We start from the raw sequence: 21,364 nt of genomic DNA, 5'->3' as shown, positions 1-21,364 counted from the left end.
TCCGTGTGGGTTTCCGTGGCGGATATCGCCCCGAGGCTACCGGGCGGCTCCGCCGGGGGGCCGGGGGCTACGGCGTGAAGGTGATGCCCGTCAGGGTGGCGGCCGAGCGGCGGTCCAGGAGGGTGGTGGAGGCGCAGCCTCTCGGGGAGTGGCCCGACTCGGCCGCCGTCAGGAGGCGGGTCACCGCCGCGCGGTGGCGGGCGAAGGCGTACGCGGAGACGCCGCGGCCGCGGGCGGTCTGGCCCGCGAGGGCCTCCTCGGGGGTGGCGTCCAGCAGGAGGAGGTGCAGGCGCCGGCCCCGGCGGCGGGCCGTGGCCGACAGGAGGGCCCGGACCCAGGTCTGGGTGCCGCAGTCGTGGACGACCAGAGAGGCGCCGGAGCGCAGCTCGCGCCACAGGGTCCAGTAGTGGGACGCCCGGACCAGCGGGCGGTACACGGCGTACGGGAGCGCCGTCGGCATCCGGCGTTCCCAGCGTTCGCGGACGTCCTGGGAGTCGATGCCGCCGCCCGGCGCGGCGCGCTTGATCAGGGTGCTCTTGCCGCCGCCCGGCAGGCCGGAGACGACCACGATGTCCCCGGCGGGGAAGCTCAGCCGGCGTGGGCCGCGGGGCACCGGTCCGCGCAGGTCGCGGACCGTGCGGACGGCCGCGGGGGCGGGGGCGAGGGGCCGCGCCCGGGCCGTCGCGTCCACCGTTCCCGTACTCGTCGCCACTCCGAATCTCCGCACCGTGATCGTCTCCCCCCATCGGACCGCGAAGGGCCCTATGCCCGCTGAGTGTAAAGAGACGGTAATCCCGGCGTCCCGGTTCCGGGCGGGCCGTCCAGTGGCTGGGACCCGACCGGGGGCCGTGGGGTTCAGGAGGCACGCGCGTTCCGTACGTTCTTCCGGGCCCCACTGCCCGCTTCCGTGCGTCCCGTGGCATGATGTGCGCCATCTGGACACCAACTGCATACCGGCCGCTTGAATCCGCGCGGGAGAGTCCCGGCTGGCCGCATGGCCGTGCCCGGGCGCCGAAGGAGCAAGTACCTCCCTTGAATCTCTCAGGCCCCGTACCGCGTGGATGAGGCAGATCTGAAAAGCGAGCTGCGCGACAGCTCCACCCAAGGTGCAAGTCGACGTTCCCCCTGCGGGAACTCTCGGCGAACCTCTCAGGTTCCGATGACAGATGGGGAGGATCGTCCTCGTCATGTCATGCCCTGGGACCCGGGAGCCACACCCATGAGCACTGCCCCCCGCCTGACCGCGCTCGACGCGCTGCACCGCTCGCTCGGTGCGACCATGACCGACTTCGCGGGCTGGGACATGCCGCTGCGCTACGCGAGTGAGCGCGACGAGCACAACGCCGTGCGGACCAAGGCCGGTCTGTTCGACCTCTCCCACATGGGCGAGATCACCGTGCACGGCCCCGAGGCCGTCAAGGCGCTGGACTACGCCCTGGTCGGGAACATCTCCACCGTCGGCGTCGGCCGCGCCCGCTACACGCACATCTGCCAGGAGGACGGCGGCATCCTGGACGACCTGATCGTCTACCGCCTCGGCGAGACCGAGTACATGGTCGTCGCCAACGCCTCCAACGCGCAGGTCGTGCTGGACGCCCTCACCGAGCGCGCCGCCGGCTTCGACACCGAGGTCCGCGACGACCGCGACGCCTACGCGCTGATCGCCGTCCAGGGCCCCGAGTCCCCCGGCATCCTCGCCTCGCTGACCGACGCCGACCTGGACGGCCTGAAGTACTACGCCGGCCTGCCGGGCACCGTCGCGGGCGTGCCCGCGCTGATCGCCCGGACCGGCTACACCGGTGAGGACGGCTTCGAGCTGTTCGTCTCCCCCGAGCACGCCGTGGAGCTGTGGCAGGCGCTGACCAAGGCGGGCGAGGGCGTCGGCCTGGTCCCGGCCGGCCTGTCCTGCCGCGACACCCTGCGCCTGGAGGCGGGCATGCCGCTGTACGGGCACGAGCTGACCACCTCCCTCACGCCCTTCGACGCCGGGCTGGGCCGGGTCGTGAAGTTCGAGAAGGAGGGCGACTTCGTCGGCCGCGCCGCCCTGGAGGCCGCCGCCGAGCGCGCCGCCACGCAGGCCCCGCGCAAGCTGGTCGGCCTGGTCGCCGAGGGCCGCCGCGTCCCGCGGGCCGGGTTCTCCGTGGTCGCCGACGGCAAGGTCATCGGCGAGGTCACCTCGGGCGCCCCGTCCCCGACGCTGGGCAAGCCGATCGCGATGGCGTACGTCGACGCGGAGCACGCCGCGCCCGGCACCTCCGGCGTCGGCGTGGACATTCGCGGTACGCATGAGCCGTACGAGGTCGTGGCCCTGCCGTTCTACAAGCGGCAGAAGTGACCCTCGGGTCCCTGGGACCCCTCGCCGCACGTGTCGGCACGCAAGACCACCGTTCGTATCCACCGCACCGCATCCAGGAGAATCAGGTCATGAGCAACCCCCAGCAGCTGCGTTACACCAAGGAGCACGAGTGGCTGTCGGACGCCGTCGACGGCGTCGCGACGGTCGGCATCACCGAGTTCGCGGCCACCGCGCTCGGTGACGTCGTCTTCGCCCAGCTCCCCGAGGTCGGCGACACGGTCACCGAGGGCGAGACCTGCGGTGAGCTGGAGTCGACCAAGTCGGTCAGCGACCTGTACTCCCCCGTCTCCGGTGAGATCGTCGAGTTCAACCAGGACGTCGTGGACGACCCGGCGCTGGTGAACTCCGCCCCGTTCGAGGGTGGCTGGCTGTTCAAGGTGCGCCTCTCGGAGGAGCCGAAGGACGCGCTCTCCTTCGACGAGTACACCGCCCTCACCGCCGGTAACTGACACCCCAGGGGATCCTGATGTCCGTTCTGAACACCCCCCTCCACGAGCTCGACCCCGACGTCGCCGCCGCCGTCGACGCCGAGCTCGTGCGCCAGCAGTCGACCCTGGAAATGATCGCGTCGGAGAACTTCGCTCCGGTCGCCGTCATGGAGGCCCAGGGCTCGGTCCTGACCAACAAGTACGCCGAGGGCTACCCGGGCCGCCGCTACTACGGCGGCTGCGAGCACGTCGACGTGGTCGAGCAGATCGCGATCGACCGCATCAAGGCGCTGTTCGGCGCCGAGGCCGCGAACGTCCAGCCGCACTCCGGTGCGCAGGCCAACGCCGCCGCGATGTTCGCGCTGCTGAAGCCGGGCGACACGATCATGGGCCTGAACCTGGCCCACGGCGGTCACCTGACCCACGGCATGAAGATCAACTTCTCCGGCAAGCTCTACAACGTGGTCCCGTACCACGTCGACGAGACCGGCCAGGTCGACATGGCCGAGGTCGAGCGCCTCGCCAAGGAGTCCAAGCCGCAGCTGATCGTCGCCGGCTGGTCCGCCTACCCGCGCCAGCTGGACTTCGCCGCGTTCCGCCGGATCGCGGACGAGGTCGGCGCGTACCTGATGGTCGACATGGCCCACTTCGCGGGTCTGGTCGCCGCGGGTCTGCACCCGAACCCGGTGCCGCACGCCCACGTGGTCACCACCACCACGCACAAGACCCTCGGCGGTCCGCGCGGCGGTGTCATCCTGTCGACGCAGGAGCTGGCCAAGAAGATCAACTCCGCGGTCTTCCCGGGCCAGCAGGGCGGTCCGCTGGAGCACGTGATCGCGGCCAAGGCCGTCTCCTTCAAGGTCGCGGCCTCGCCCGAGTTCAAGGAGCGCCAGGAGCGCACCCTGGAGGGCGCGAAGATCATCGCCGAGCGCCTGGTGCAGCAGGACGTCACCGAGGTGGGCGTCTCCGTCCTCTCCGGCGGCACCGACGTGCACCTGGTCCTGGTCGACCTGCGCAACTCCGAGCTGGACGGCCAGCAGGCCGAGGACCGGCTCCACGAGATCGGCATCACGGTCAACCGGAACGCCATCCCGAACGACCCGCGCCCGCCGATGGTCACCTCGGGTCTGCGCATCGGTACGCCGGCGCTGGCCACCCGCGGCTTCGGCGCCGAGGACTTCCGCGAGGTCGCCGAGATCATCGCGCAGGCCCTGAAGCCGTCGTTCGACGCGGACGACCTCAAGGCGCGCGTCTCCGCGCTCGCCGCGAAGTTCCCGCTGTACCCGTCGCTCTAGTCACGGGCCCGGAGGGGGCCCGGCCTTGTGTTGCACAGGGCCGGGCCCTTTTCAGGACGGACACGCACCCATGGACATGAGCGGCGGCTCAAGGAGACCCATCCCGTGTACGGCACCGCCCGCCCGGCGATGTGGCTGAACCTGGGCTTCTCCGTGCTGCTCCTGGTCACCGTCGGCCACAGCTGGAAGACCCTGGCCCCGGTCATCTCGGCCGCGATGGTGATCTCGTACCTGATCGGCCCGGTCGCGGTGGGCGTCTTCCGCCGCACCAGGCCCGCCTTGCCCCGCCCCTTCCGGCTCCCGGCCGCCGGGGTGCTGTGCCCGCTGACCTTCGTCTTCGCGGTCTGCGCGCTGTACTGGTCGAAGTGGCCGAACACCGGCGTCGTCACCGCCCTCACCCTGCCGGCGGCCCCGGCCGCCGCGCTGGTCCTGGCCCGCGAGGGCCACCGGGACCTGGGCCGGCAGTTCGCCCCCGCCTGGTGGATCGTCTTCTTCCTGGGCGCCCTGTCCCTGCTGTCCTTCCTCGGCTCCGCCGGCTTCGGCGGGCGCGGCCTGCTCCCCGGGGGCGTGGGCATCGCCCTGGTGGCCGCCATAGCCCTCGTCACGTACCACTGGGCCGTCCGCGCCGGTGTACGGGCCCACCTGGCCGGTCTGACCGGCCCCGATCCCGTCCCGGAGGCTCCGGCGGAGCCCGCCCGGACACCGGAAGGCGAGCCGGCTCACGTCTGAACGACCCGTCCGGGAGACGGACCGTTCATCTCCACGCGTTAGGCTCGTCTGCCGGACAAAATCCGCAGATCCACCCCGTACCACCATCCCCCCCGCTCCACCCCCGCTCCACCACCCCTGCCCTTTCTCCACCCCACGAGCCGACAAGGGAGTCCGCCAGTGGCCATCTCCGTCTTCGATCTCTTCTCCATCGGTATCGGCCCCTCCTCCTCCCACACGGTCGGCCCGATGCGCGCGGCGCGCATGTTCGTGTCCCGCCTGAAGAAGGACGGCGTCCTCGCCCAGACCGCGTCCGTACGGGCGGAGCTGTTCGGCTCCCTCGGCGCCACCGGCCACGGCCACGGCACCCCCAAGGCGGTCCTGCTCGGCCTGGAGGGCCACTCCCCGCGCACGGTCGACGTCGAGACCGCCGACGCCGAGGTCGAGCGCATCCGCAAGAGCGGGAAGCTGCGGCTCCTCGGCGCGGAGATAGGCGATGTCCACGAGATCGACTTCGACGAGCCGAACCAGCTGATCCTGCACCGCCGCCGCTCGCTGCCCTACCACGCGAACGGCATGACCCTCTTCGCCTACGACGCCTCCGGCGCCCCGCTGCTGGAGAAGACGTACTACTCGGTCGGCGGCGGCTTCGTCGTGGACGAGGACGCGGTCGGCGAGGACCGGATCAAGCTCGACGACACCGTGCTGAAGTACCCCTTCCGCTCCGGCGACGAGATGCTCCGCCTCGCCGACGAGACCGGCCTGTCGATCTCCTCCCTGATGATGGAGAACGAGAAGGCCTGGCGCACGGAGGAGGAGATCCGCGAGGGCCTCCTGGAGATCTGGCGGGTCATGCAGTCCTGCGTCTCGCGCGGCATGTCCCGCGAGGGCATCCTCCCGGGCGGGCTGCGCGTCAAGCGCCGGGCCGCCTCCACGGCGCGCCAGCTGCGCACCGAGGGCGACCCGATGATGCACCGCAGCGAGTGGACGACGATCTACGCCATGGCGGTCAACGAGGAGAACGCGGCGGGCGGCCGCGTGGTGACCGCCCCGACCAACGGCGCGGCGGGCGTCCTGCCGGCCGTCCTGCACTACTACATGAACTTCGTGCCCGGCGCGGACGAGGACGGCGTGGTGCGCTTCCTGCTGGCCGCGGGCGCGATCGGCATGCTCTTCAAGGAGAACGCCTCCATCTCGGGCGCCGAGGTCGGCTGCCAGGGCGAGGTCGGCTCCGCCTGCTCCATGGCGGCGGGCGCCCTGGCCGAGGTGCTGGGCGGCTCCCCGGAGCAGGTGGAGAACGCGGCCGAGATCGGCATGGAGCACAACCTGGGCCTGACCTGCGACCCGGTCGGCGGCCTGGTGCAGATCCCGTGCATCGAGCGCAACGGCATGGCGGCGGTCAAGGCCGTCACGGCGGCGCGGATGGCGATGCGCGGCGACGGCAGCCACAAGGTCTCCCTGGACAAGGTCATCAAGACCATGAAGGAGACCGGCGCCGACATGAAGGTCAAGTACAAGGAGACCGCGCGCGGCGGTCTCGCGGTCAACGTCATCGAGTGCTGATCCGGACACGGTGAGGAGGGGCCCGGCGCGGGTGCGCCGGGCCCCTCCGTGCGTCCGGGCGCCTCCGGGTGCGTCCCGGCGCGATCGGGGGGTACGAGCGGCGCAGAAGGGGTCCAGCGGCCCGCCCGGGTCGGGACCTTCGGCCCCCGGGCGGCGCCCGTCGTGTGCACTAGCGTGCTGCGGGGGGCGCAGTGACCCCGCGAAGAGAGGCAGCCGCCATGGCCATCACCGAACACCGTGTCCTGCCGCTGCGGCTGGAGGCCGCACCGCTGCCGGTCCCCCTGGAAGGTGTCTTCGTCTACCGCACGGACCGGCCCTACGAGGTCTCCGTCGAGTTCCGGGGCGCCGGGACCGCGATCGCCCGCTGGGTGTTCTCGCGGGAGCTGCTGATGGACGGGCAGACCTGCGCCACCGGCGAGGGCGACATACAGGTGTGGCCGCGCTGGACGGGCACCGAGCCGCGCGTCCTGCTGGCCCTCAGCAACGGCGAGCGCGGCTGCGTGGTCTCCGCGCGGGCCAAGGACCTGCGCGAGCTGTGCCGGCGGATGACCGAGCTGGTCCCGCGCGGGCAGGAGCGGCGCCACTACGACCTGGACGCCGAGCTGAGCGCGCTGCTGACGTTCTGAGGACGCGGGGGCGGGCCGCGTGCAACCACGGGGGCCGCTGGAGTGTCGTACCGGATGACAGTCATTTCCCCGTCTCAGAGGATCGGGGGGACGCCATGCGTCACCACCCGCACCGCCGCCGGATCGTGGCCCTGGCCACGGGTGCCCTGCTGACCGCAGGGCTGGCGCTCGCCGCACCGGCCTCGGCGGCCGCCCCGGCCGCCGTCCGCTCCAGCAGCACCCCGCTCGTCGTCAACGCCCGCTGGGGCGGTCACTGCACGTTCGACCGGGTCGTGATCGACCTGGAGGGCTCCGTGCCCCCGGTCACCGTCACTCCCGTCTCCCAGCTGGTCTACGACGGGTCCGGCAAGCCCGTCCCGCTGGCCGGGAAGTACTTCCTGGAGATCCGCCTGCACCCCGCCGCCGGTCACGACGACGCGGGCAACAACGTCTACCAGGGCCCCAAGCTCCAGCAGATCTACCTCAGCAAGCTCAAGGGCCTCGCCCTGACCGGCGATTTCGAGGGGTACGTGACCTTCGGCGCCGCCTTCGACACCCCGCCCGTCTACAGCACCTCCGTCCTGCACTCGCCCGAGCGGTTCGTGGTGGACGTCGCGCACCCGAACACCTGCTGACAGGGGAGCACTGCCTAGCGGTGCTCCGGGTTCGGGAAGTCGAAACGGCAGCCGGCGTCCCACAGGGAACGCTGGTTGCCGTGGGCGGGGATGCCGCCCGCCCGCTTGAGGAGCGCCGCAAGGTGCATCAGGTTCCAGGACATGAACGCCGTGTTGCGGTTGGTGAAGTCGTTCTGGGGACCGCCGGAGCCCGGGTCCAGGTACGAGGGCCCGGGCCCGGCCTCGCCGATCCAGCCCGCGTCGGCCTGCGGCGGGACGGCGTAGCCCAGGTGCTGGAGGCTGTACAGGATGTTCATGGCGCAGTGTTTGACGCCGTCCTCGTTGCCGGTGATCAGCGCCCCGCCGACCCGCCCGTAGTAGGCGTACTGGCCGTGCTCGTTCAGCAGCGAGGAGCAGGAGTAGAGCCGCTCGATGACCTGCTTCATGACCGAGCTGTTGTCGCCGAGCCAGATCGGGCCGCACAGGACGAGGATGTCGGCGTCCATGATCTGGCTGTAGAGCACCGGCCACTGGTCGCTCTCCCACCCGTGTTCGGTCATGTCGGGCCAGACGCCGGTGGCGATGTCGTGGTCCACGGCGCGGATCAGGGAGGTCCGGGCGCCGGCCGATTCCATGACGGCACGGCTCTTGGCGATCAGCCCCTCGGTGTTGCTGGTCTCGGGCGAGCGTTTGAGGGTGCAGTTGACGTAGACGGCGGAGAGGTCGGAGTAGTCGTAGTCGGCCACTCCCCCACCCTGCGGGCCGGCCGGCGGGCCCGCCAGCGTCCGGCGGCCGTCCGGGGGACCGAAGCGGAATTATGTCCTCCGATGGGCCGGATCGGTCCGGTTTGATACCGGTCCGTGCGTGCGACTAGGGTCAGCGGGCCTTGGTGTTCGGGAAACCGGTGGGAAACCGGTGCGGCCCTCGCCACTGTGATCGGGAAGTCCGGCTCCACCCCCCTCGCGGGAAGCCACTGGGACCGCGCGGGAGACCGCTCGGGCCCGGGAAGGCGGAGCCGGGGCGGCAGTACCCGTCAGCCAGGAGACCGGCCGGGGCGCGTACGTCCATCCACGAGGTGCTGGAGAGGTCTCCCGAACTCATGCACATAGCCGAGGGGTTCCTGCCCCCACTGCACGCGGCCGCCTGGGGCGCCGCGTCCGCCCCGTTCGTCCTCCACGGGGTCCGCGCCCTGACCCGCGAGGTGAAGGCCCACCCGGAGAGCACCCTGCTGCTCGGGGCGTCCGGGGCGTTCACGTTCGTCCTGTCCGCACTGAAGATCCCCTCGGTGACGGGCAGTTGCTCGCACCCCACCGGAACCGGACTGGGCGCCATCCTCTTCCGGCCGCCCGTCATGGCGGTGCTCGGCACGATCACCCTGCTGTTCCAGGCGCTGCTGCTGGCGCACGGCGGCCTCACCACCCTCGGCGCCAACGTCTTCTCGATGGCCATCGCCGGGCCCTGGGCCGGGTACGCGGTCTACAAGCTGCTGCGGAAGTCCGGTGCGCCGCTGATGGTGACCGTCTTCTCCGGCGCCTTCTTCGCCGACCTGGTCACCTACTGCGTGACCTCCGTCCAGCTGGCGCTGGCCTTCCCCGACCCGTCCAGCGGCTTCACCGGCTCCCTGGAGAAGTTCGCGGGCATCTTCGCCCTCACCCAGATCCCGCTCGCGGTCAGCGAGGGACTGCTGACGGTGCTCGTGATGCGGCTGCTGATGCAGTCGAGCAGGTCCGACCTGGTCCGCCTCGGGGTCGCGAAGCTGACCGGGCAGAAGCGGACCGAGCAGGAGGCGGCCCTCTGATGACCAGGAACGCCAAGATCAACACCCTGCTGCTGCTCCTGGTGGCGGCGCTGGCCGTGCTGCCGCTCGCGCTGGGGCTCGGCGAGGGCAAGGAGGAGCCGTTCACGGGCGCCGACGCCCAGGCCGAGTCGGCCATCACCGAGCTCAAGCCGGACTACCAGCCCTGGTTCTCCCCGCTGTACGAACCGCCGTCCGGCGAGGTCGAGTCCGCACTGTTCGCCCTCCAGGCCGCCCTGGGCGCGGGCGTGCTCGCCTACTACTTCGGCGTCCGCAGGGGCCGCCGCCAGGGCGCGGCGCAGGCCCTCGCCCAGGCGCAGGCCCCCGCCGAGAGCACGCGGGAACGGTAGCCGGTGCTGCCCATCGACGTGGCGGCGCACGGCAGCCGCTGGCGCGGCCGGCATCCGCTGGAGAAGGCCCTGCTCGGGTTCGGGCTGACCGTCACCGCCGTGTGCCTGCCCCCGTGGCCCGGCGGGCCGCTGGTCGCCGCGGCCACCCTGGCCGTGCTGCTGGGGCCCGCCGGGGTGGCCGGGCGGCAGCTGTGGCGGGCCTTCCGGGTCCCGCTGGGGTTCTGCGTCACCGGGGCGCTGCCGCTGCTGGTCTCGGTGGGCGGCCCGGACGGGTTCCTCGCGCCGGCCCCGGACGGGCCCCGGCACGCGGTGGACCTGCTGCTGCGCACCTCGGCCGCCTCGCTCGGGGTGCTGCTGTTCGCCTTCACCACACCGGTCTCGGACGTCCTGCCCCGGCTGGTGCGGGCCGGGGTGCCGGCGCCCGTGGTGGACGTGGCCCTGGTCATGTACCGGATCGGGTTCCTGCTGCTGGACTCCCTGGCGCAGGTCCGCCGGGCCCAGGCGGCCCGGCTCGGGCAGACGAGCCGGGCGGCCGCGTGGCGTTCGGTGGCCGGGCTCGCGGCGACCTCGTTCATCCGGGCCTTCGACCGCGCCGCCCGGCTCCAGGAGGGCCTGGCGGGGCGCGGCTACGACGGCGCGCTGCGGGTACTGGTCCCGCCGGCGCCGCTGTCCTGGCGGTTCCTGGCGGCCGCCGCCGCCCTGCCGGCCGGCCTGGTCGCGGGGACCCTCGTACTGAAGGAGCTGGGACTGTGACCGCGTTGGTGGAACTGGTCGGCGCGGGGTACGCGTACGAGGACGGGCCGGCCGTGCTGTCCGGCGTGGACTTCTCGATCACCGAGGGGCGGGCGCTGGTGCTGCTGGGCCGCAACGGCAGCGGCAAGACCACCCTGATGCGGCTGCTGAGCGGGGGCCTGCGGCCCGGCTCGGGCGTGCTGCGGCTGGAAGGCACGGCGGTGGCGTACGACCGGCGGGGGCTGACCCGGCTGCGCACGACCGTCCAGCTGGTGGTGCAGGACCCGGACGACCAGCTCTTCGCGGCCTCGGTGGAGCAGGACGTGTCCTTCGGCCCGATGAACCTGGGCCTGCCGGAGGCGGAGGTCCGCGAGCGGGTGGACTCCGCGCTGGCCGCGCTGGACATCACCGCGCTGCGCGACCGCCCGACGCACCTGCTGTCGTACGGGCAGCGCAAGCGCGCGGCGATCGCGGGCGCGGTGGCGATGGCGCCGCGGGTGCTGATCCTGGACGAGCCGACGGCGGGCCTGGACCCGGACGGGCAGGAACGGCTGCTGGACGTCCTGGCGGGGCTGCGGGCGGCGGGGACGACGGTGGTGATGGCCACCCATGACGTGGACCTGGCGGTGCGGTGGGCCGACGACGCGGCCGTGCTGACTCCGGCGGGGGTTCGGGTGGGGCCGGCCGGGGTCCTGCTGTCGGACCCGGAGCTGTTGGCTTCGGCGGGCCTGCGTCAGGCGTGGTCCCCGGCGGTGACGGCCTTCCTGCGGGCCCACGGGTTCCTCGGCGCGGACGCCCCGGGGCCACGGGTACCGGAGGCGCTGGGTGCGCTGGGCTGAGCACCGGGGGCGGGGTCGGCCCTGCGGGGCGGTGTCCGGTGTGCCCACCCGTCCCGCCCTGCGGGACGATTGCCCACACCGGGGTGGGGCGGTTGGCCGCGCCTACGATGGCCGCATGTCGCTGCCCCATGCCATTCTCACCGCCCTGCTGGAGAAGCCCTCGTCCGGGCTGGAGCTGACCCGGCGGTTCGACAAGTCGATCGGCTACTTCTGGTCCGCGACGCACCAGCAGATCTATCGGGAGCTGGGGCGGCTGGAGGAGGCGGGGCTGATCCGGGCGCTGCCCAGCGAGGTGCCCGTGCGGGGGCAGAAGAAGGAGTACGAGGTGCTGCCCGACGGCAGCGCGGAGCTGGCGCGGTGGGTGGACGAGCGGCAGGACCCCAAGCCGATGCGGGACGCGCTGCTGCTGCGGATCCGGGCGGCGGCCGTGGTGGGGCCGCAGGGGCTCGGGCCGGAGCTGCGGCGGCACCTGGAGCTGCACCGGACGCAGTTGGCCGAGTACGAGGCCATCGAGGCGAAGGACTTCCCGCCGGGGCGGGACGCGGCCGAGGACCGGCTGCGCCGGCTCGTGCTGCACGGAGGGATCGCCCTGGAGGGCTTCTGGCTGAGCTGGCTGGAGGAGGCCCTCAATGAGGTCGAGGACATGACAAGCCTCGACGCGGAGGGCCCCGGGGCCCCGGCCGGCACCTGACGCGCCCCCGCCCCGGCGGGCGGGGCGGAGGCGGGCGCGGCGCCCGCGGGGCGGGACCTTACTTGTTCAGGTCGGCCCAGAACTCGTCGAAGCTCAGCAGCTTGTCGCCGTTGAGGTCCTTCGCGGCGATGATCGCGTCGGCGACCGCGGGGGTGACGAACGCGTCCCCCATCGCGCGCATGGCCGCGCTGTACTCGTCGGCCGTGATGACGCCGTCGCCGTTCTCGTCGAACCGGTTGAACGTCTCGCGGGCCTGCTCGATGTCCGCCACTGGGGCCACCCCTTCCTGGTGCTTGTTGACCGGCTCAGGGTAGCCGTACCGGGGGCCGGTCCCGTCCATGGGTCCCGTTCGACCGGCAGGCATGGGCGCGGCGGTCGGCCGTTGGTCAGGGCTGCTTGGGTCCTCGGTAGGGCAGTGTCCGGCTGTAGACGACGCTCGTGGTCGTGCTGCCGAAGCCGGCCAGTTCGTCCATGAGCGTCTCCAGGTGCTCCATGGAGGTCGCGGCGACCTTCAGGGTGTAGCAGTCGTCGCCGGTGGTGCGCAGGCACTCCAGGATTTCGCGGCGTTCGGCGAGGAGATGGTGCAGTGGCTGGTGGCGGTTGCCGGGGTACTTCAGGCGGACGACGGCGAGCACCGGGTAGCCGACCTTGGCCAGGTCCACGGTGGCGTGGTAACCGGTGATGACGCCCCACGACTCCAGATTCCGCACCCGCTCGGTGGTGGCCGACGGGCTGAGGCTGACGCGGCGCCCCAGCTCGCTGAGGGAAATGCGGGCCTCCTGCTGCAGGTGCTCGATGATCGCCCAGTCGATGTCGTCGAGGTTCACGGTCATGGCGCGATATTACCGGGAGATTCGCTACAGGCAGCCGGAACTACCGGGAAGATGACGTTCCCCGCAAGGGGATCACCGCAATAACCTCGGGGCATGCAACTTGGTGTCAACGTACCGAACTTCGGGCCCGGGACCGACCCGGGCGTGCTGCGCGAGTGGGCGCGGGTCGTGGCGGGGAGCGGGTTCGACCTGCTGATGGTGTCGGACCATGTGGCCGTCACTCCGGATGTGGCGGAGCGGTATCCGGAGCCGTTCTACGACCCGTTCACCACGCTGTCCTGGCTGGCCGGGATCACTGGTGGCGAGCTGGGGCTGGGCACGACCGTGCTGGTGCTGCCGTACCGTCATCCGCTGCTGGCGGCACGCATGGCGAGCAGCCTGCAACGGCTCAGCGGTGGGCGGTTCGTGCTCGGAGTGGGGGTCGGGTGGGCGCGGCAGGAGTTCGACGCGCTCGGGGTGCCGTTCGGCGCGCGGGGCCGGCTGACCGACGAGTACCTGGGGGTGATGCGGCAGGTGTGGAAGGCGGAGGACCACGCCGCGCCTGCGGTGTGGATCGGCGGGCACAGTGCGGCGGCGATCCGGCGGACGGTCAGGTTCGGCGACGCCTGGCATCCGCTGAGGCTTCCGCTGACGCAGATGCGGTCGGTTCTCGCGGACCACGCGTTGCCGGGGTTCGCGCCGCGGATCGCGCTACGGCTGACCGATGCTCCGGTCGAAGATGCCGAACGGCCGGCCGGTGTCGGCGACGTGCAGCAGATCGTGGGTGATCTGGCGGAGCTTCGCGGACTCGGCGCCCAGACGGTGGTGCTCGACCCCTACCACGGGGACCCGGATCAGACCCGTCGGCCCGAGGCCGCGTGGCGGGCGCTCACCGCGGTGGCCGAGCAGTGGAGGACGGTGTCGTGATCACCCCTGCCGACGAGGCGCTGCTGCGGCAGGCCATCGGTATCGCGGCGCGCGCGGTGGAGCTGGGCGACGCGCCCTACGGCTCGCTGCTGGCCGGGCCGGACGGGGCGGTCCTCGCCGAAGCGCACAACACGGTCCGGCGGGACGGTGACATCACGGCCCACCCGGAGTTGAAGCTGGCCCGGTGGGCGGCCCGTGAGCTGGATACGGACACGGCCGCCCGCACCACCCTGTACACGAGCTGCCAGCCGTGCGGCATGTGCGGCGGCGCCATCGTCCGCTCCGGCATCGGCCGGGTCGTGTACGCGCTCTCCACCGAGCAGCTCGTCGCACTCAATCCGGAGTCGGGCCAGTGGCCGTCAGTGGCCCAGGACGGCCCGGCCCTGCTCGACGAGGCACGCGCACCCCTCAACGCCTACTACGGGCCGTACCCGCCGATCGGCGGATACGGCCCGGTGAACTCCCACGCCCCATAGGCGAATTGCGCGACGCCCTAGCGGAAGATGCCGGTGTGTCCGAGGGAGTAGCGGCCGGGCTGCGGGTACACGGCCAGGCCGTGGGGGCCGCTGCCGACCGGGATCTTCGCCAGCTCCTTGCCGGTGGTGGTGTCGATCGCGTAGACCTCGGAGTTGTAACGGCCGGACAGCCACAGCACCTTGCCGTCGGCGGAGACCCCGCCCATGTCGGGGCTGCCGCCCTCGGGCAGCTCCCACTTCTTGGTGAGCTGGTTCTTCTTGAAGTCGAAGACGGAGATGCTGCCCTCGCCGCGGTTGGAGACGTACATCTCGCGGGAGTCGCGGCTGACGTACAGGCCGTGGCAGCCCTTGCCCGTGGGCAGCAGCTTGGGGGTGTCGAACTTGTCGCCGCTGAGCACCCACATGCCGTGCGCCATCATGTCGGCGACGTAGAAGGTCTTCCCGTCCGGGGAGACCTTCACGTCCTGCGGCATGGCCCCCTCGAAGGGGAGCTTCTGCTGGCCGATGACCTCCATCTTCTCCGTGTCGACCTTGAGCAGTTCGCCGGAGAACTCGCAGCTGACGATGAAGTAGCGGCCGTCGAGGGAGAAGTCGGCGTGGTTGACGCCGAAGCAGGTCACCGGGACGGTCTTGACGCGCTCCATGGTGTGCGGGTCGCGGAAGACCAGCTCGCGGTCCATGGAGGCCATCACGATGGCGTACTTGCCGTTGGGCGTGAAGTACAGGTTGTACGGGTCGTGCACCTCGACGGGCTCCCCCGCCTCCCCGGTGGCCGGGTTGATCGGGGTGAGGGTGTGGCCGCGGTTGTTGTTGACCCACAGGGTCTTCATGTCCCACGAGGGCACCACGTGCTGGGGCTGGACGCCGACCGGGATGGTGTCGACGACCTTGTAGGTGGCCGGGTCGATGACGGACACCGTGTTCGAGTTGGTGTTCGGCACGTAGACGCGCGACGGGAAGCCCTTGACCACCGGGGAGAGCTTGTTCGGCCGGTCCGCCGCGTACACGTCGGCCGGATCGAGCACCGGGGGCATCCCGGCCAGCCCCGGCGGCACGGCCGGTACGGCTTTGACGGGTTCGGCCGGTCCCTTGGAGCCGAGCGCCTCGGCGGGCGCCTTGTCGGCCGATCCGCAGCCGGCCAGGGCGGCGAGGACCAGACCGGCCAGCAGCACGATGGCCTTCCGGGGAAGGCGGGTGGTCGTCATGGGGTCAGCAGCTCCGTGGTGGTCACCGCGCGCAGTTCGCGGCGCGCGAGTTCTTCGAGGAGGGGCGGCATCGCGTCGACCGTGTCCGCGTAGCCGAAGTGCAGGCTCACCACCGATCCGCCGTGGATCGTCCCGGTGACGGTGCGGATGACGGCCGCCGCGCCGGGCGAGGTGAAGTCGAGGGAGTCCACGTCGTACGAGAGGACGTGCGGGTAGCCGGCCCGCTGGGCCAGCTTCTGGACGAGCGGGCTGGCGTACTGGGTCTGCGAGGGGCGGAACCAGGTGCCGATGGAGCCGGTCAGGCGCTTGAGGCGTTCGGCGCAGCCGGCGATCTCGGCCTCGGCCTCCGCCTCGGGCAGGGAGTTGATCGCGAGGTGGCGCTGGGTGTGGTTGCCGAGCTCGTGGCCGCCGTCGAGGATCCGGCGGGCCATATCGGGGTGCTCGTCGAGCCAGGTGCCGATGGCCAGGACGGTGACCCTCGCGCCCGCCTTCTCCGCCTCGGCGAGCACGGCGCGGGCAATGGCGGGGTCCCCGTTGCCGTGGAAGGTGAGCGCGACCTTCGGCCGGTCGCGCGGGCCGTGCGCGATCTCGACCGGCTGGCCGGGGAACCGACGGGGGGCGGGGGCGGCCGCCGGGGCGGGCTTGGCGGGGGCGGGCCGGACGGGCCCGGGGGCCGACGGGCCGGCGCCGCCCGTGCCGCAGGCGGCGGTGAGGGCACCGGCGGCGACCGCCGCCGTGGCGCGCAGGGCAGTACGGCGGTCTGGATAACAGAGCACCTGCCCATTTAAGTGGCGAACGCCCCCGAAGGTATTGATTGACCCCCTTTGGGACCTTCGGTAGTGGCGGGCCGGAGCCCCTTCATCCGCTATGCGATCAACGATTTACGCAGAGCGGTGGATAGTCATTCATGGAATGCGAGGCGAGTGGCCCACCTCACCTAAGATTTAGATGAAAACTCTTATGATATGCACACTTATGTCCGAGTGGGGACTTTTGGCGTTTGGGCCCTCGTCTGCCATAGTCGGAACCACGGCTTCCCTTTGACCCGAGCGAAGTCCACCCGCCGAGGGCCACACACCCCACCGGTCCTCGGCGCCCCATGAAACCCCCGTAGCGCCCCACCTCGGCGACAGGGGGTTTCTGGCGTTTCCGGGGAGGTCCCGGGCGGTCAGCGGTCCGCGACCCGCATCTCGAACCAGGTGATCTTGCCGCGCGGCAGCAGGTCGGCGCCCCAGCGGTCGGACAGCTTGTCGACGAGGAAGAGCCCCCGGCCGGTGGTGTCCAGCTCGTGGACCGGCATCAGGCAGGGCAGCCCGCGCGAGGGGTCGCGCACCTCCACGCGGATCCAGCCGCGGCGGCGCAGCATCCGTAACCCGAAGGAGCGGGCTCCGGTGTGGCGCACCGCGTTGCCGACGAGCTCGGAGACCAGCAGGACGGTGTGCTCGGCGATCTGCGGCGACAGCCCCCAGAAGCGGATCACCACGCTCTGCGTGAGCCGGCGGGCCGTGCTCGCGGACTCCGGCATGGACGGCAGGGTCACTTCCGCCTCCGCCGGGTTCCCGTACAACTCCAGCGCTTTGAAGCCCTGTTCGTCCTCCACCGCCGCCGTGAGCCGTACGGCCATCGCGCTGCCGCGCTGCCGCGGCTGTTCCACACCCTCCAGGCCCGCCATGCACCCATCATGGACGGCCGCCGCGCCCGCCCGGGCCGTTCCGCAGGAATACGCCCCCCGGAATCGAGGATTCCGAGAGGGCGCACTGGCATATGCGACGGGCAACCGAGGCCCAGCCGGGCGGCGTTGACCTGCGGTGACGATCCGAGGCGGCTTGATCACTGTGCGTGGGTCAACCGTTTCTCCTTAAGGCTCCCTTAAGGCCCCGCTAATCCACCCGCAAGGGTTCACTCACATGAACTTCGCCTTGCCCGGGCCCTCTTCGACGAAGCTGCGCATACCGCGCTCGCGGTCCTCGGTGGCGAACAGGCCCGCGAACCAGTTGCGTTCGATGGTCAGGCCGGTGTCGATGTCGGCCTCCAGGCCGGCGTCCACGCACTCCTTCGCCGCGCGCAGGGCGATCGCCGGGCCCTGGGCGAGCTTGGCGGCCCAGGCGTGCGCCTGCTCGTACACCTCGGCGGCGGGCACGACCCGGTCCACCAGACCGAGGGTGAGGGCCTCGTCGGCCTTGACCATCCGGCCCGTGAAGATGAGGTCCTTGGCCTTGGAGGGGCCGATCAGCCGGGACAGCCGCTGGGTGCCGCCCGCGCCCGGGATCAGGCCGAGCAGGATCTCCGGCTGGCCGAGCTTCGCGTTGTCGGCGGCGATCCGGTAGTCGGCGCACAGCGCGAGCTCGCAGCCGCCGCCGAGGGCGTAGCCGGTGATGGCCGCGACGACGGGCTTGGGGATGCGGGCGACGGCCGTGAAGGCGTCCTGCAGGGCGCGGGACCGGGCGACCATCGCCGCGTGGTCCATGGTCTGCATCTCCTTGATGTCCGCGCCGGCCGCGAACACCTTCTCCCCGCCGTAGATGATCACGGCGCGCACGTCGGCGCGGTCGGTCGCCTCCACGGCGAGCTCGCGCAGCCGGTCCTGGGTGGCGATGTCCAGGGCGTTCATGGGCGGGCGGTCCAGGCGGATGGTGCCGACGCCTTCGGAGACTTCGAGAGAAAGGGTCATACGGGGAAGGTTAGCGGTGGTTAACGCGAAGTGGCCCGGTGCTGTGGGTCACAGCACCGGGCCACCGGATCAGGTGTCCGATCCGCTTACTTCTTCCACTCCGCCCAGTCCATGTTCCAGCCGTTGAGGCCGTTGTCCGGGGCGATCTGCTTGTCCTTGGAGTTCTTCACGACCACCACGTCACCGATCAGGGACTCGTTGAAGAACCAGGCGGCGGGCGTGTTGGGGTCGCCGGCGCCGCGCTCGTCCTCCAGGCCGACGCAGCCGTGGCTGACGTTCTCCGAGCCGAAGGTGCTGGAGGAGGCCCAGTAGTTGCCGTGGACGAAGGTGCCGGAGTTCGACAGGCGCATCGCGTGCGGGACGTCCGAGATGTCGTACTCGCCGCCGAAGCCGACGGTGGCGCCGTTCATCCGGGTCACCTTGTACTTCTCGCTGATGACCATCTGCCCGTTGTAGGTGGTCGTCGCGGGGGCACCGGCCGTGATCGGGAGGTTCTTGATGACCTGGTTGTCGCGGACGACCTCCATCGTCTTCGCCGTCGCGTCGACGGTGGAGACCTGGGAGCGGCCGATGGTGAAGGTGACCGTACGGGTCTGCTTGCCGTAGACGCCGGGGCGGCCCTCGACGCCGTCGAGGGCGAGCTTCACGGTGACCTTGGTGCCCGCGGCCCAGTACTTCTCGGGACGGAAGTCGAGGCGGTCGTTGCCGAACCAGTGGCCCTCGATCGGCACGGAGGGCTCAGCGGTGACCGTGATGGCCTTCTCCACGGCCTCGGTGTTGGTGATGCCGCGGGTGAAGTTGATCGACACCGGCATGCCCACGCCGACGGTCGAACCGTCCTCGGGCGTGTAGTGGCCGACGAAGGTGTTCTGCGGGGTGAGGGTGGTGAAGGTGGTGTCCTTGGCGGACTCCCGGCCGGCCTCGTCCTTGGCGACCGCGTGCACCTTGTACTCGGTGGCGGAGGCCAGGTTGCGGGCGGGCTCCCAGCTGGAGCCGTCCGCTGCCAGCTTGCCCTCGACCGCGTTGCCCTTGGTGTCGGCGACCGTCACCGTGGTCAGCTTGCCGCCGGTGCTGGAGACCTTCAGGACGCCGCTGGTGGCGACCTCCTTGGCCCCGTCGTCCGGCTTGACGCTGACCACGGCCTTCGACGCCTCGGTGTTGGCCTTGGCGGCGTTCCCGCCCCCGGGCTTGCCGTTGTCGCCACCGCCGCCGGCGTTCCCGCCGCCACCGCTGCACGCCGTGGTGAGCAGAAGGGCCGCGCCCAGCAGCAGGGCCGGCAGGCCGGTGCGGACGCGGCCGCGTATCGGCTGCACGTTCACTCGTGTTCTCCCCATGTCCCCCGCGCACGGACAGTCGCGCGCTTGTCGACAGGAAATCACATGGGGAGACTACGAATAGAAACGTTCATGTCACCGTTCCGTCCCAACTGCGGCGACGGACGGCCGTCGCGTCAGCCGCGGCCGCGTGTGGCGGGCCAGTCGCCGCCGAGGCCCGGGATGCCGTGGCCGTCGTGCTCGCCGTGGCCGGGCTCGCCGTGCCCGGGCTCGCCGTGGCCCTCGTGCGGACCGTCGTGGTCGCCGTGTCCCGGCTTGTCGTGGCCGGGCTTGTGGTGGTCCGGCTTGCCGTGCCCGTCCCGCTTGTTGAGGACCGGGACGACGATCCGCCGGTCGGCGGCTGTCCCCTCCAGGCGCAGCGGGCCCGTGACCCGGTCGGTGGGCAGGGCGTAGCCGTCGGGGGCCGCCGTCTCCTGGAGGTAGTACAGGCCCGGGACGAGCCCGTCGAACTCGCAGGCCCCGTTCCCGCCGGTGGTGCAGGGCCCGCCGGTCCGCTCGTCGGGGTACGGGCCGCCGGTCTGCAGGCCCTGGGTGTTGTTGGTCTCCTTCCACAGCTGGAACACCCCGCCGGCCAGGGGGTGCCGGGTCTTGGCGTCCTTCTTCACGACCGTGATGGAGCCGGGGTGCTCCACGTCCGTGCGCTGGTTGCGGATGGTGACGACGACGCCCTCGGCGACGTCACCCTCGTCCAGGTCGAAGGCGGTGACGGGGTCGGCGGGGCGCTCGTAGCCGTCCGGGACGCCGACCTCGCGCCAGTAGTAGCGCTCGCCGACGGGCAGTTCCACGGTGCAGCTGCCCTGGGTGTCGGTCACGCAGACGCCGCCGACCCTGGTGTCGGGGTCCTGACCGTTCGTCTGGAGGCCGGGGACGCCGTTGCTCTCGCGCCACAGGTCGAAGCGGGCGCCGGCCAGCGGCTGCCCCTGCTCGTCGACCTTCCGGACCGTCACCCGGCCGCGCACCGGCGGGGTGGGGGCGCATTCGGGCAGGTCTCCGTCGAAGGGGTAGGCGTGGAACTCCGCTCCGAGGCCCGTGGTCTCGGTCGGGCTGGTGTGGGTGACGTTGCCGGCGGTGAAGAAGCGGCCGTTCAGGCCGATGACGGACACGGTCGCGGCGGAGGCGTCCGGGCCGATCAGGACGCTGCCGCCGAGCTGGGCCGAGCCGGCGATGCCGACCGCCTGCGCGTCGGGGAAGTTCCACAGCAGGCGCTCGCGCAGCCCGGCCGGCAGCAGGACGTTGTTGACGCGCAGGTCGCGGGTCTGGCCGGTGACGTTGACCAGGACGGTGGCGCCGGCGGGGATGCCGGCGAAGCGGACGGTCTGCTGGGCGGTGCCGGGGCCCGAGAGGTCGAAGTCCACGTTGAAGACCTGGAGCATGGAGGTGCCGTCGCCGGTGAAGACGGTCTCCTGCGCGGACCACACGGCCCGGCCGGTCGCGGTGCGCGGGGCGCCCTGGGGGTAGGCGTAGCAGGTGCTCGCGGCGGTCAGCTGTCCGCGCAGGGCCCGGTAGGGGGAGGTGGCGTCCGCGTCGTGGACGGGGGTGCCGGTCACCGTGCCGGTGAGGGTGCCCGCGTAGCGGACGACGCCGCCGTCGGCGAGGAGCCGCTGGCCGCCGGCGACGGTGATGTCCTCGCCGGTGGTCAGGAAGTCCGAGCCGTCGGCCGGGGGGACCCGGGAGCCGACGCCGGCGATGCCCACGTTGTAGACGCCGGCGGTCTTGTTCAGGTCGAAGTCGCCGAGGACGACGACCTTGCCCTCGGCCTCGGCGGCGCCGCGGCGCACGCTCATGTTGCCGCCGACGAAGACGTTGATGCCGTTGTCCCGGCCGGTGAAGTCCCTGTTGTTCGGGTCCGGCCAGACGGGCGGGCAGCCCTGGTTCGGGCCGGTGCCGCCCGGGATGCACGGACCGAGGCCGCCGGGCAGCGGGGCGCGCAGGGCGCGGGCCGCCGGCGGGGCGGTGCCGGGGC

The 21,364-nt window shown here is 71.8% G+C and carries 24 protein-coding genes and 2 riboswitches; of the genes, 14 read left to right on the top strand and 10 right to left on the bottom strand.

Going from position 1 to position 21,364, the window contains the following annotated elements:
- Positions 1–67 precede the first annotated feature (67 nt).
- A complete protein-coding gene (locus AB0F18_RS26270; RefSeq protein ID WP_362064762.1) occupies positions 68–691 on the bottom strand; it encodes an AAA family ATPase in 624 nt (207 codons plus the stop codon).
- A gap of 271 nt (positions 692–962) precedes the next feature.
- Positions 963–1,066: riboswitch (glycine riboswitch) on the top strand.
- 153 nt (positions 1,067–1,219) lie between these two features.
- Between AB0F18_RS26270 and gcvT the strand changes: the two genes are divergently transcribed.
- The 7 genes from gcvT to AB0F18_RS26235 all read left to right on the top strand — a co-directional run bounded on the left by gcvT (position 1,220) and on the right by AB0F18_RS26235 (position 7,590).
- Positions 1,220–2,335 (top strand): glycine cleavage system aminomethyltransferase GcvT, encoded by a 1,116-nt coding sequence (gcvT, locus tag AB0F18_RS26265; RefSeq protein ID WP_362064742.1) that lies wholly within the window; start codon positions 1,220–1,222, stop codon positions 2,333–2,335.
- A gap of 89 nt (positions 2,336–2,424) precedes the next feature.
- Positions 2,425–2,805 carry a glycine cleavage system protein GcvH gene (gene gcvH / locus AB0F18_RS26260; RefSeq protein ID WP_362064740.1) on the top strand — a complete coding sequence of 127 codons (381 nt, stop codon included), beginning with the start codon at positions 2,425–2,427 and terminating at the stop codon, positions 2,803–2,805.
- 17 nt (positions 2,806–2,822) lie between these two features.
- Complete coding sequence (gene glyA / locus AB0F18_RS26255; protein ID WP_362064738.1) at positions 2,823–4,079, top strand: serine hydroxymethyltransferase; 1,257 nt, start codon at positions 2,823–2,825, stop codon at positions 4,077–4,079.
- A 105-nt stretch (positions 4,080–4,184) separates the two neighbouring features.
- A complete protein-coding gene (locus tag AB0F18_RS26250; protein WP_362064736.1) occupies positions 4,185–4,808 on the top strand; it encodes a hypothetical protein in 624 nt (207 codons plus the stop codon).
- A 159-nt stretch (positions 4,809–4,967) separates the two neighbouring features.
- On the top strand, positions 4,968–6,350 hold the full coding sequence (locus AB0F18_RS26245; RefSeq protein ID WP_362064734.1) for an L-serine ammonia-lyase: 1,383 nt from the start codon (positions 4,968–4,970) through the stop codon (positions 6,348–6,350).
- Between the two features lie 218 nt (positions 6,351–6,568).
- Positions 6,569–6,976, top strand: a complete 408-nt coding sequence (locus AB0F18_RS26240; protein WP_362064732.1) for an SsgA family sporulation/cell division regulator — start codon at positions 6,569–6,571, stop codon at positions 6,974–6,976.
- A 95-nt stretch (positions 6,977–7,071) separates the two neighbouring features.
- Positions 7,072–7,590, top strand: coding sequence for a hypothetical protein (locus AB0F18_RS26235; protein ID WP_362064730.1), 519 nt, complete (start codon positions 7,072–7,074; stop codon positions 7,588–7,590).
- Positions 7,591–7,604: 14 nt separating this feature from the next.
- Here AB0F18_RS26235 and AB0F18_RS26230 read toward each other — a convergent pair whose 3' ends face one another.
- The gene (locus AB0F18_RS26230; protein ID WP_362064728.1) at positions 7,605–8,315 is read right to left on the bottom strand and encodes a flavodoxin family protein; all 711 of its coding nucleotides are present in this window, start codon (positions 8,313–8,315) and stop codon (positions 7,605–7,607) included.
- Positions 8,316–8,406: 91 nt separating this feature from the next.
- A riboswitch (cobalamin riboswitch) is annotated at positions 8,407–8,638 on the top strand.
- Between the two features lie 30 nt (positions 8,639–8,668).
- Here AB0F18_RS26230 and AB0F18_RS26225 point away from each other — a divergent pair.
- The 5 genes from AB0F18_RS26225 (at position 8,669) to AB0F18_RS26205 (ending at position 11,976) form a co-directional block, all read left to right on the top strand.
- Positions 8,669–9,367, top strand: coding sequence for an energy-coupling factor ABC transporter permease (locus AB0F18_RS26225; RefSeq protein WP_362064726.1), 699 nt, complete (start codon positions 8,669–8,671; stop codon positions 9,365–9,367).
- Positions 9,367–9,714, top strand: a complete 348-nt coding sequence (locus tag AB0F18_RS26220) for an energy-coupling factor ABC transporter substrate-binding protein (protein WP_362064724.1) — start codon at positions 9,367–9,369, stop codon at positions 9,712–9,714. The genes AB0F18_RS26225 and AB0F18_RS26220 overlap by 1 nt, the downstream gene beginning before the upstream one ends.
- Positions 9,715–9,717: 3 nt before the next feature.
- Positions 9,718–10,467 (top strand): cobalt ECF transporter T component CbiQ, encoded by a 750-nt coding sequence (gene cbiQ, locus AB0F18_RS26215; RefSeq protein ID WP_362064722.1) that lies wholly within the window; start codon positions 9,718–9,720, stop codon positions 10,465–10,467.
- Complete coding sequence (locus AB0F18_RS26210; RefSeq protein ID WP_362064720.1) at positions 10,464–11,285, top strand: ATP-binding cassette domain-containing protein; 822 nt, start codon at positions 10,464–10,466, stop codon at positions 11,283–11,285. Before cbiQ ends, AB0F18_RS26210 begins: the two co-directional genes overlap by 4 nt.
- Before the next feature lie 115 nt (positions 11,286–11,400).
- Positions 11,401–11,976: a PadR family transcriptional regulator gene (locus AB0F18_RS26205; protein ID WP_362064718.1), complete on the top strand. Its 576-nt coding sequence runs from the start codon at positions 11,401–11,403 to the stop codon at positions 11,974–11,976.
- 58 nt (positions 11,977–12,034) lie between these two features.
- On the opposite strand, the gene AB0F18_RS26200 is transcribed toward AB0F18_RS26205, so the two are convergent.
- Positions 12,035–12,247, bottom strand: a complete 213-nt coding sequence (locus AB0F18_RS26200) for an EF-hand domain-containing protein (protein ID WP_362064760.1) — start codon at positions 12,245–12,247, stop codon at positions 12,035–12,037.
- Between the two features lie 115 nt (positions 12,248–12,362).
- Positions 12,363–12,809, bottom strand: coding sequence for an Lrp/AsnC family transcriptional regulator (locus AB0F18_RS26195; RefSeq protein WP_362064716.1), 447 nt, complete (start codon positions 12,807–12,809; stop codon positions 12,363–12,365).
- A gap of 93 nt (positions 12,810–12,902) precedes the next feature.
- Here AB0F18_RS26195 and AB0F18_RS26190 point away from each other — a divergent pair, with 93 nt between their 5' ends.
- Both AB0F18_RS26190 and AB0F18_RS26185 read left to right on the top strand, forming a co-directional pair.
- Positions 12,903–13,715, top strand: a complete 813-nt coding sequence (locus tag AB0F18_RS26190; protein ID WP_362064714.1) for an LLM class flavin-dependent oxidoreductase — start codon at positions 12,903–12,905, stop codon at positions 13,713–13,715.
- Positions 13,712–14,191 (top strand): nucleoside deaminase, encoded by a 480-nt coding sequence (locus AB0F18_RS26185; RefSeq protein WP_362064712.1) that lies wholly within the window; start codon positions 13,712–13,714, stop codon positions 14,189–14,191. The genes AB0F18_RS26190 and AB0F18_RS26185 overlap by 4 nt, the downstream gene beginning before the upstream one ends.
- A 17-nt stretch (positions 14,192–14,208) precedes the next feature.
- Here the strand turns inward: AB0F18_RS26185 and AB0F18_RS26180 are convergent, their stop codons facing one another.
- From AB0F18_RS26180 to AB0F18_RS26155, 6 genes are all read right to left on the bottom strand, one after another.
- Entirely contained in the window at positions 14,209–15,396 is a 1,188-nt protein-coding gene (locus AB0F18_RS26180) for a YncE family protein (protein ID WP_362064710.1), read from the bottom strand.
- Positions 15,393–16,172, bottom strand: a complete 780-nt coding sequence (locus AB0F18_RS26175) for a polysaccharide deacetylase family protein (protein WP_362064708.1) — start codon at positions 16,170–16,172, stop codon at positions 15,393–15,395. The genes AB0F18_RS26180 and AB0F18_RS26175 overlap by 4 nt, the downstream gene beginning before the upstream one ends.
- A gap of 392 nt (positions 16,173–16,564) precedes the next feature.
- Positions 16,565–17,173 carry an ATP-binding protein gene (locus AB0F18_RS26170; RefSeq protein ID WP_362064706.1) on the bottom strand — a complete coding sequence of 203 codons (609 nt, stop codon included), beginning with the start codon at positions 17,171–17,173 and terminating at the stop codon, positions 16,565–16,567.
- Positions 17,174–17,299: 126 nt separating this feature from the next.
- Positions 17,300–18,067 carry an enoyl-CoA hydratase-related protein gene (locus AB0F18_RS26165; RefSeq protein WP_362064704.1) on the bottom strand — a complete coding sequence of 256 codons (768 nt, stop codon included), beginning with the start codon at positions 18,065–18,067 and terminating at the stop codon, positions 17,300–17,302.
- An 86-nt stretch (positions 18,068–18,153) separates the two neighbouring features.
- Positions 18,154–19,380 carry an Ig-like domain-containing protein gene (locus AB0F18_RS26160; RefSeq protein WP_362064758.1) on the bottom strand — a complete coding sequence of 409 codons (1,227 nt, stop codon included), beginning with the start codon at positions 19,378–19,380 and terminating at the stop codon, positions 18,154–18,156.
- A 137-nt stretch (positions 19,381–19,517) separates the two neighbouring features.
- Positions 19,518–21,364 (bottom strand): choice-of-anchor A family protein (locus tag AB0F18_RS26155; RefSeq protein WP_362064702.1); only part of this gene is annotated, 1,847 nt, incomplete at its 5' end.

It is taken from the genome of Streptomyces sp. NPDC029216, from assembly GCF_040648015.1.
Lineage (GTDB): Bacteria > Actinomycetota > Actinomycetes > Streptomycetales > Streptomycetaceae > Streptomyces.
The sequence above is the reverse complement of the archived record's forward strand: the minus strand, read 5'-3'. Positions and strand labels throughout refer to the sequence as shown.

Coding starts and splice junctions, on each gene's coding strand:
- AB0F18_RS26235 (WP_362064730.1), top strand. CDS start 7,072: ATGCGTCACCACCCGCACCGCCGCCGGATCGTGGCCCTGGCCACGGGT.
- gcvT (WP_362064742.1), top strand. CDS start 1,220: ATGAGCACTGCCCCCCGCCTGACCGCGCTCGACGCGCTGCACCGCTCG.
- AB0F18_RS26240 (WP_362064732.1), top strand. CDS start 6,569: ATGGCCATCACCGAACACCGTGTCCTGCCGCTGCGGCTGGAGGCCGCA.
- AB0F18_RS26220 (WP_362064724.1), top strand. CDS start 9,367: ATGACCAGGAACGCCAAGATCAACACCCTGCTGCTGCTCCTGGTGGCG.
- glyA (WP_362064738.1), top strand. CDS start 2,823: ATGTCCGTTCTGAACACCCCCCTCCACGAGCTCGACCCCGACGTCGCC.
- gcvH (WP_362064740.1), top strand. CDS start 2,425: ATGAGCAACCCCCAGCAGCTGCGTTACACCAAGGAGCACGAGTGGCTG.
- AB0F18_RS26195 (WP_362064716.1), bottom strand. CDS start 12,809: ATGACCGTGAACCTCGACGACATCGACTGGGCGATCATCGAGCACCTG.
- AB0F18_RS26165 (WP_362064704.1), bottom strand. CDS start 18,067: ATGACCCTTTCTCTCGAAGTCTCCGAAGGCGTCGGCACCATCCGCCTG.
- AB0F18_RS26190 (WP_362064714.1), top strand. CDS start 12,903: ATGCAACTTGGTGTCAACGTACCGAACTTCGGGCCCGGGACCGACCCG.
- AB0F18_RS26205 (WP_362064718.1), top strand. CDS start 11,401: ATGTCGCTGCCCCATGCCATTCTCACCGCCCTGCTGGAGAAGCCCTCG.
- AB0F18_RS26180 (WP_362064710.1), bottom strand. CDS start 15,396: ATGACGACCACCCGCCTTCCCCGGAAGGCCATCGTGCTGCTGGCCGGT.
- AB0F18_RS26225 (WP_362064726.1), top strand. CDS start 8,669: ATGCACATAGCCGAGGGGTTCCTGCCCCCACTGCACGCGGCCGCCTGG.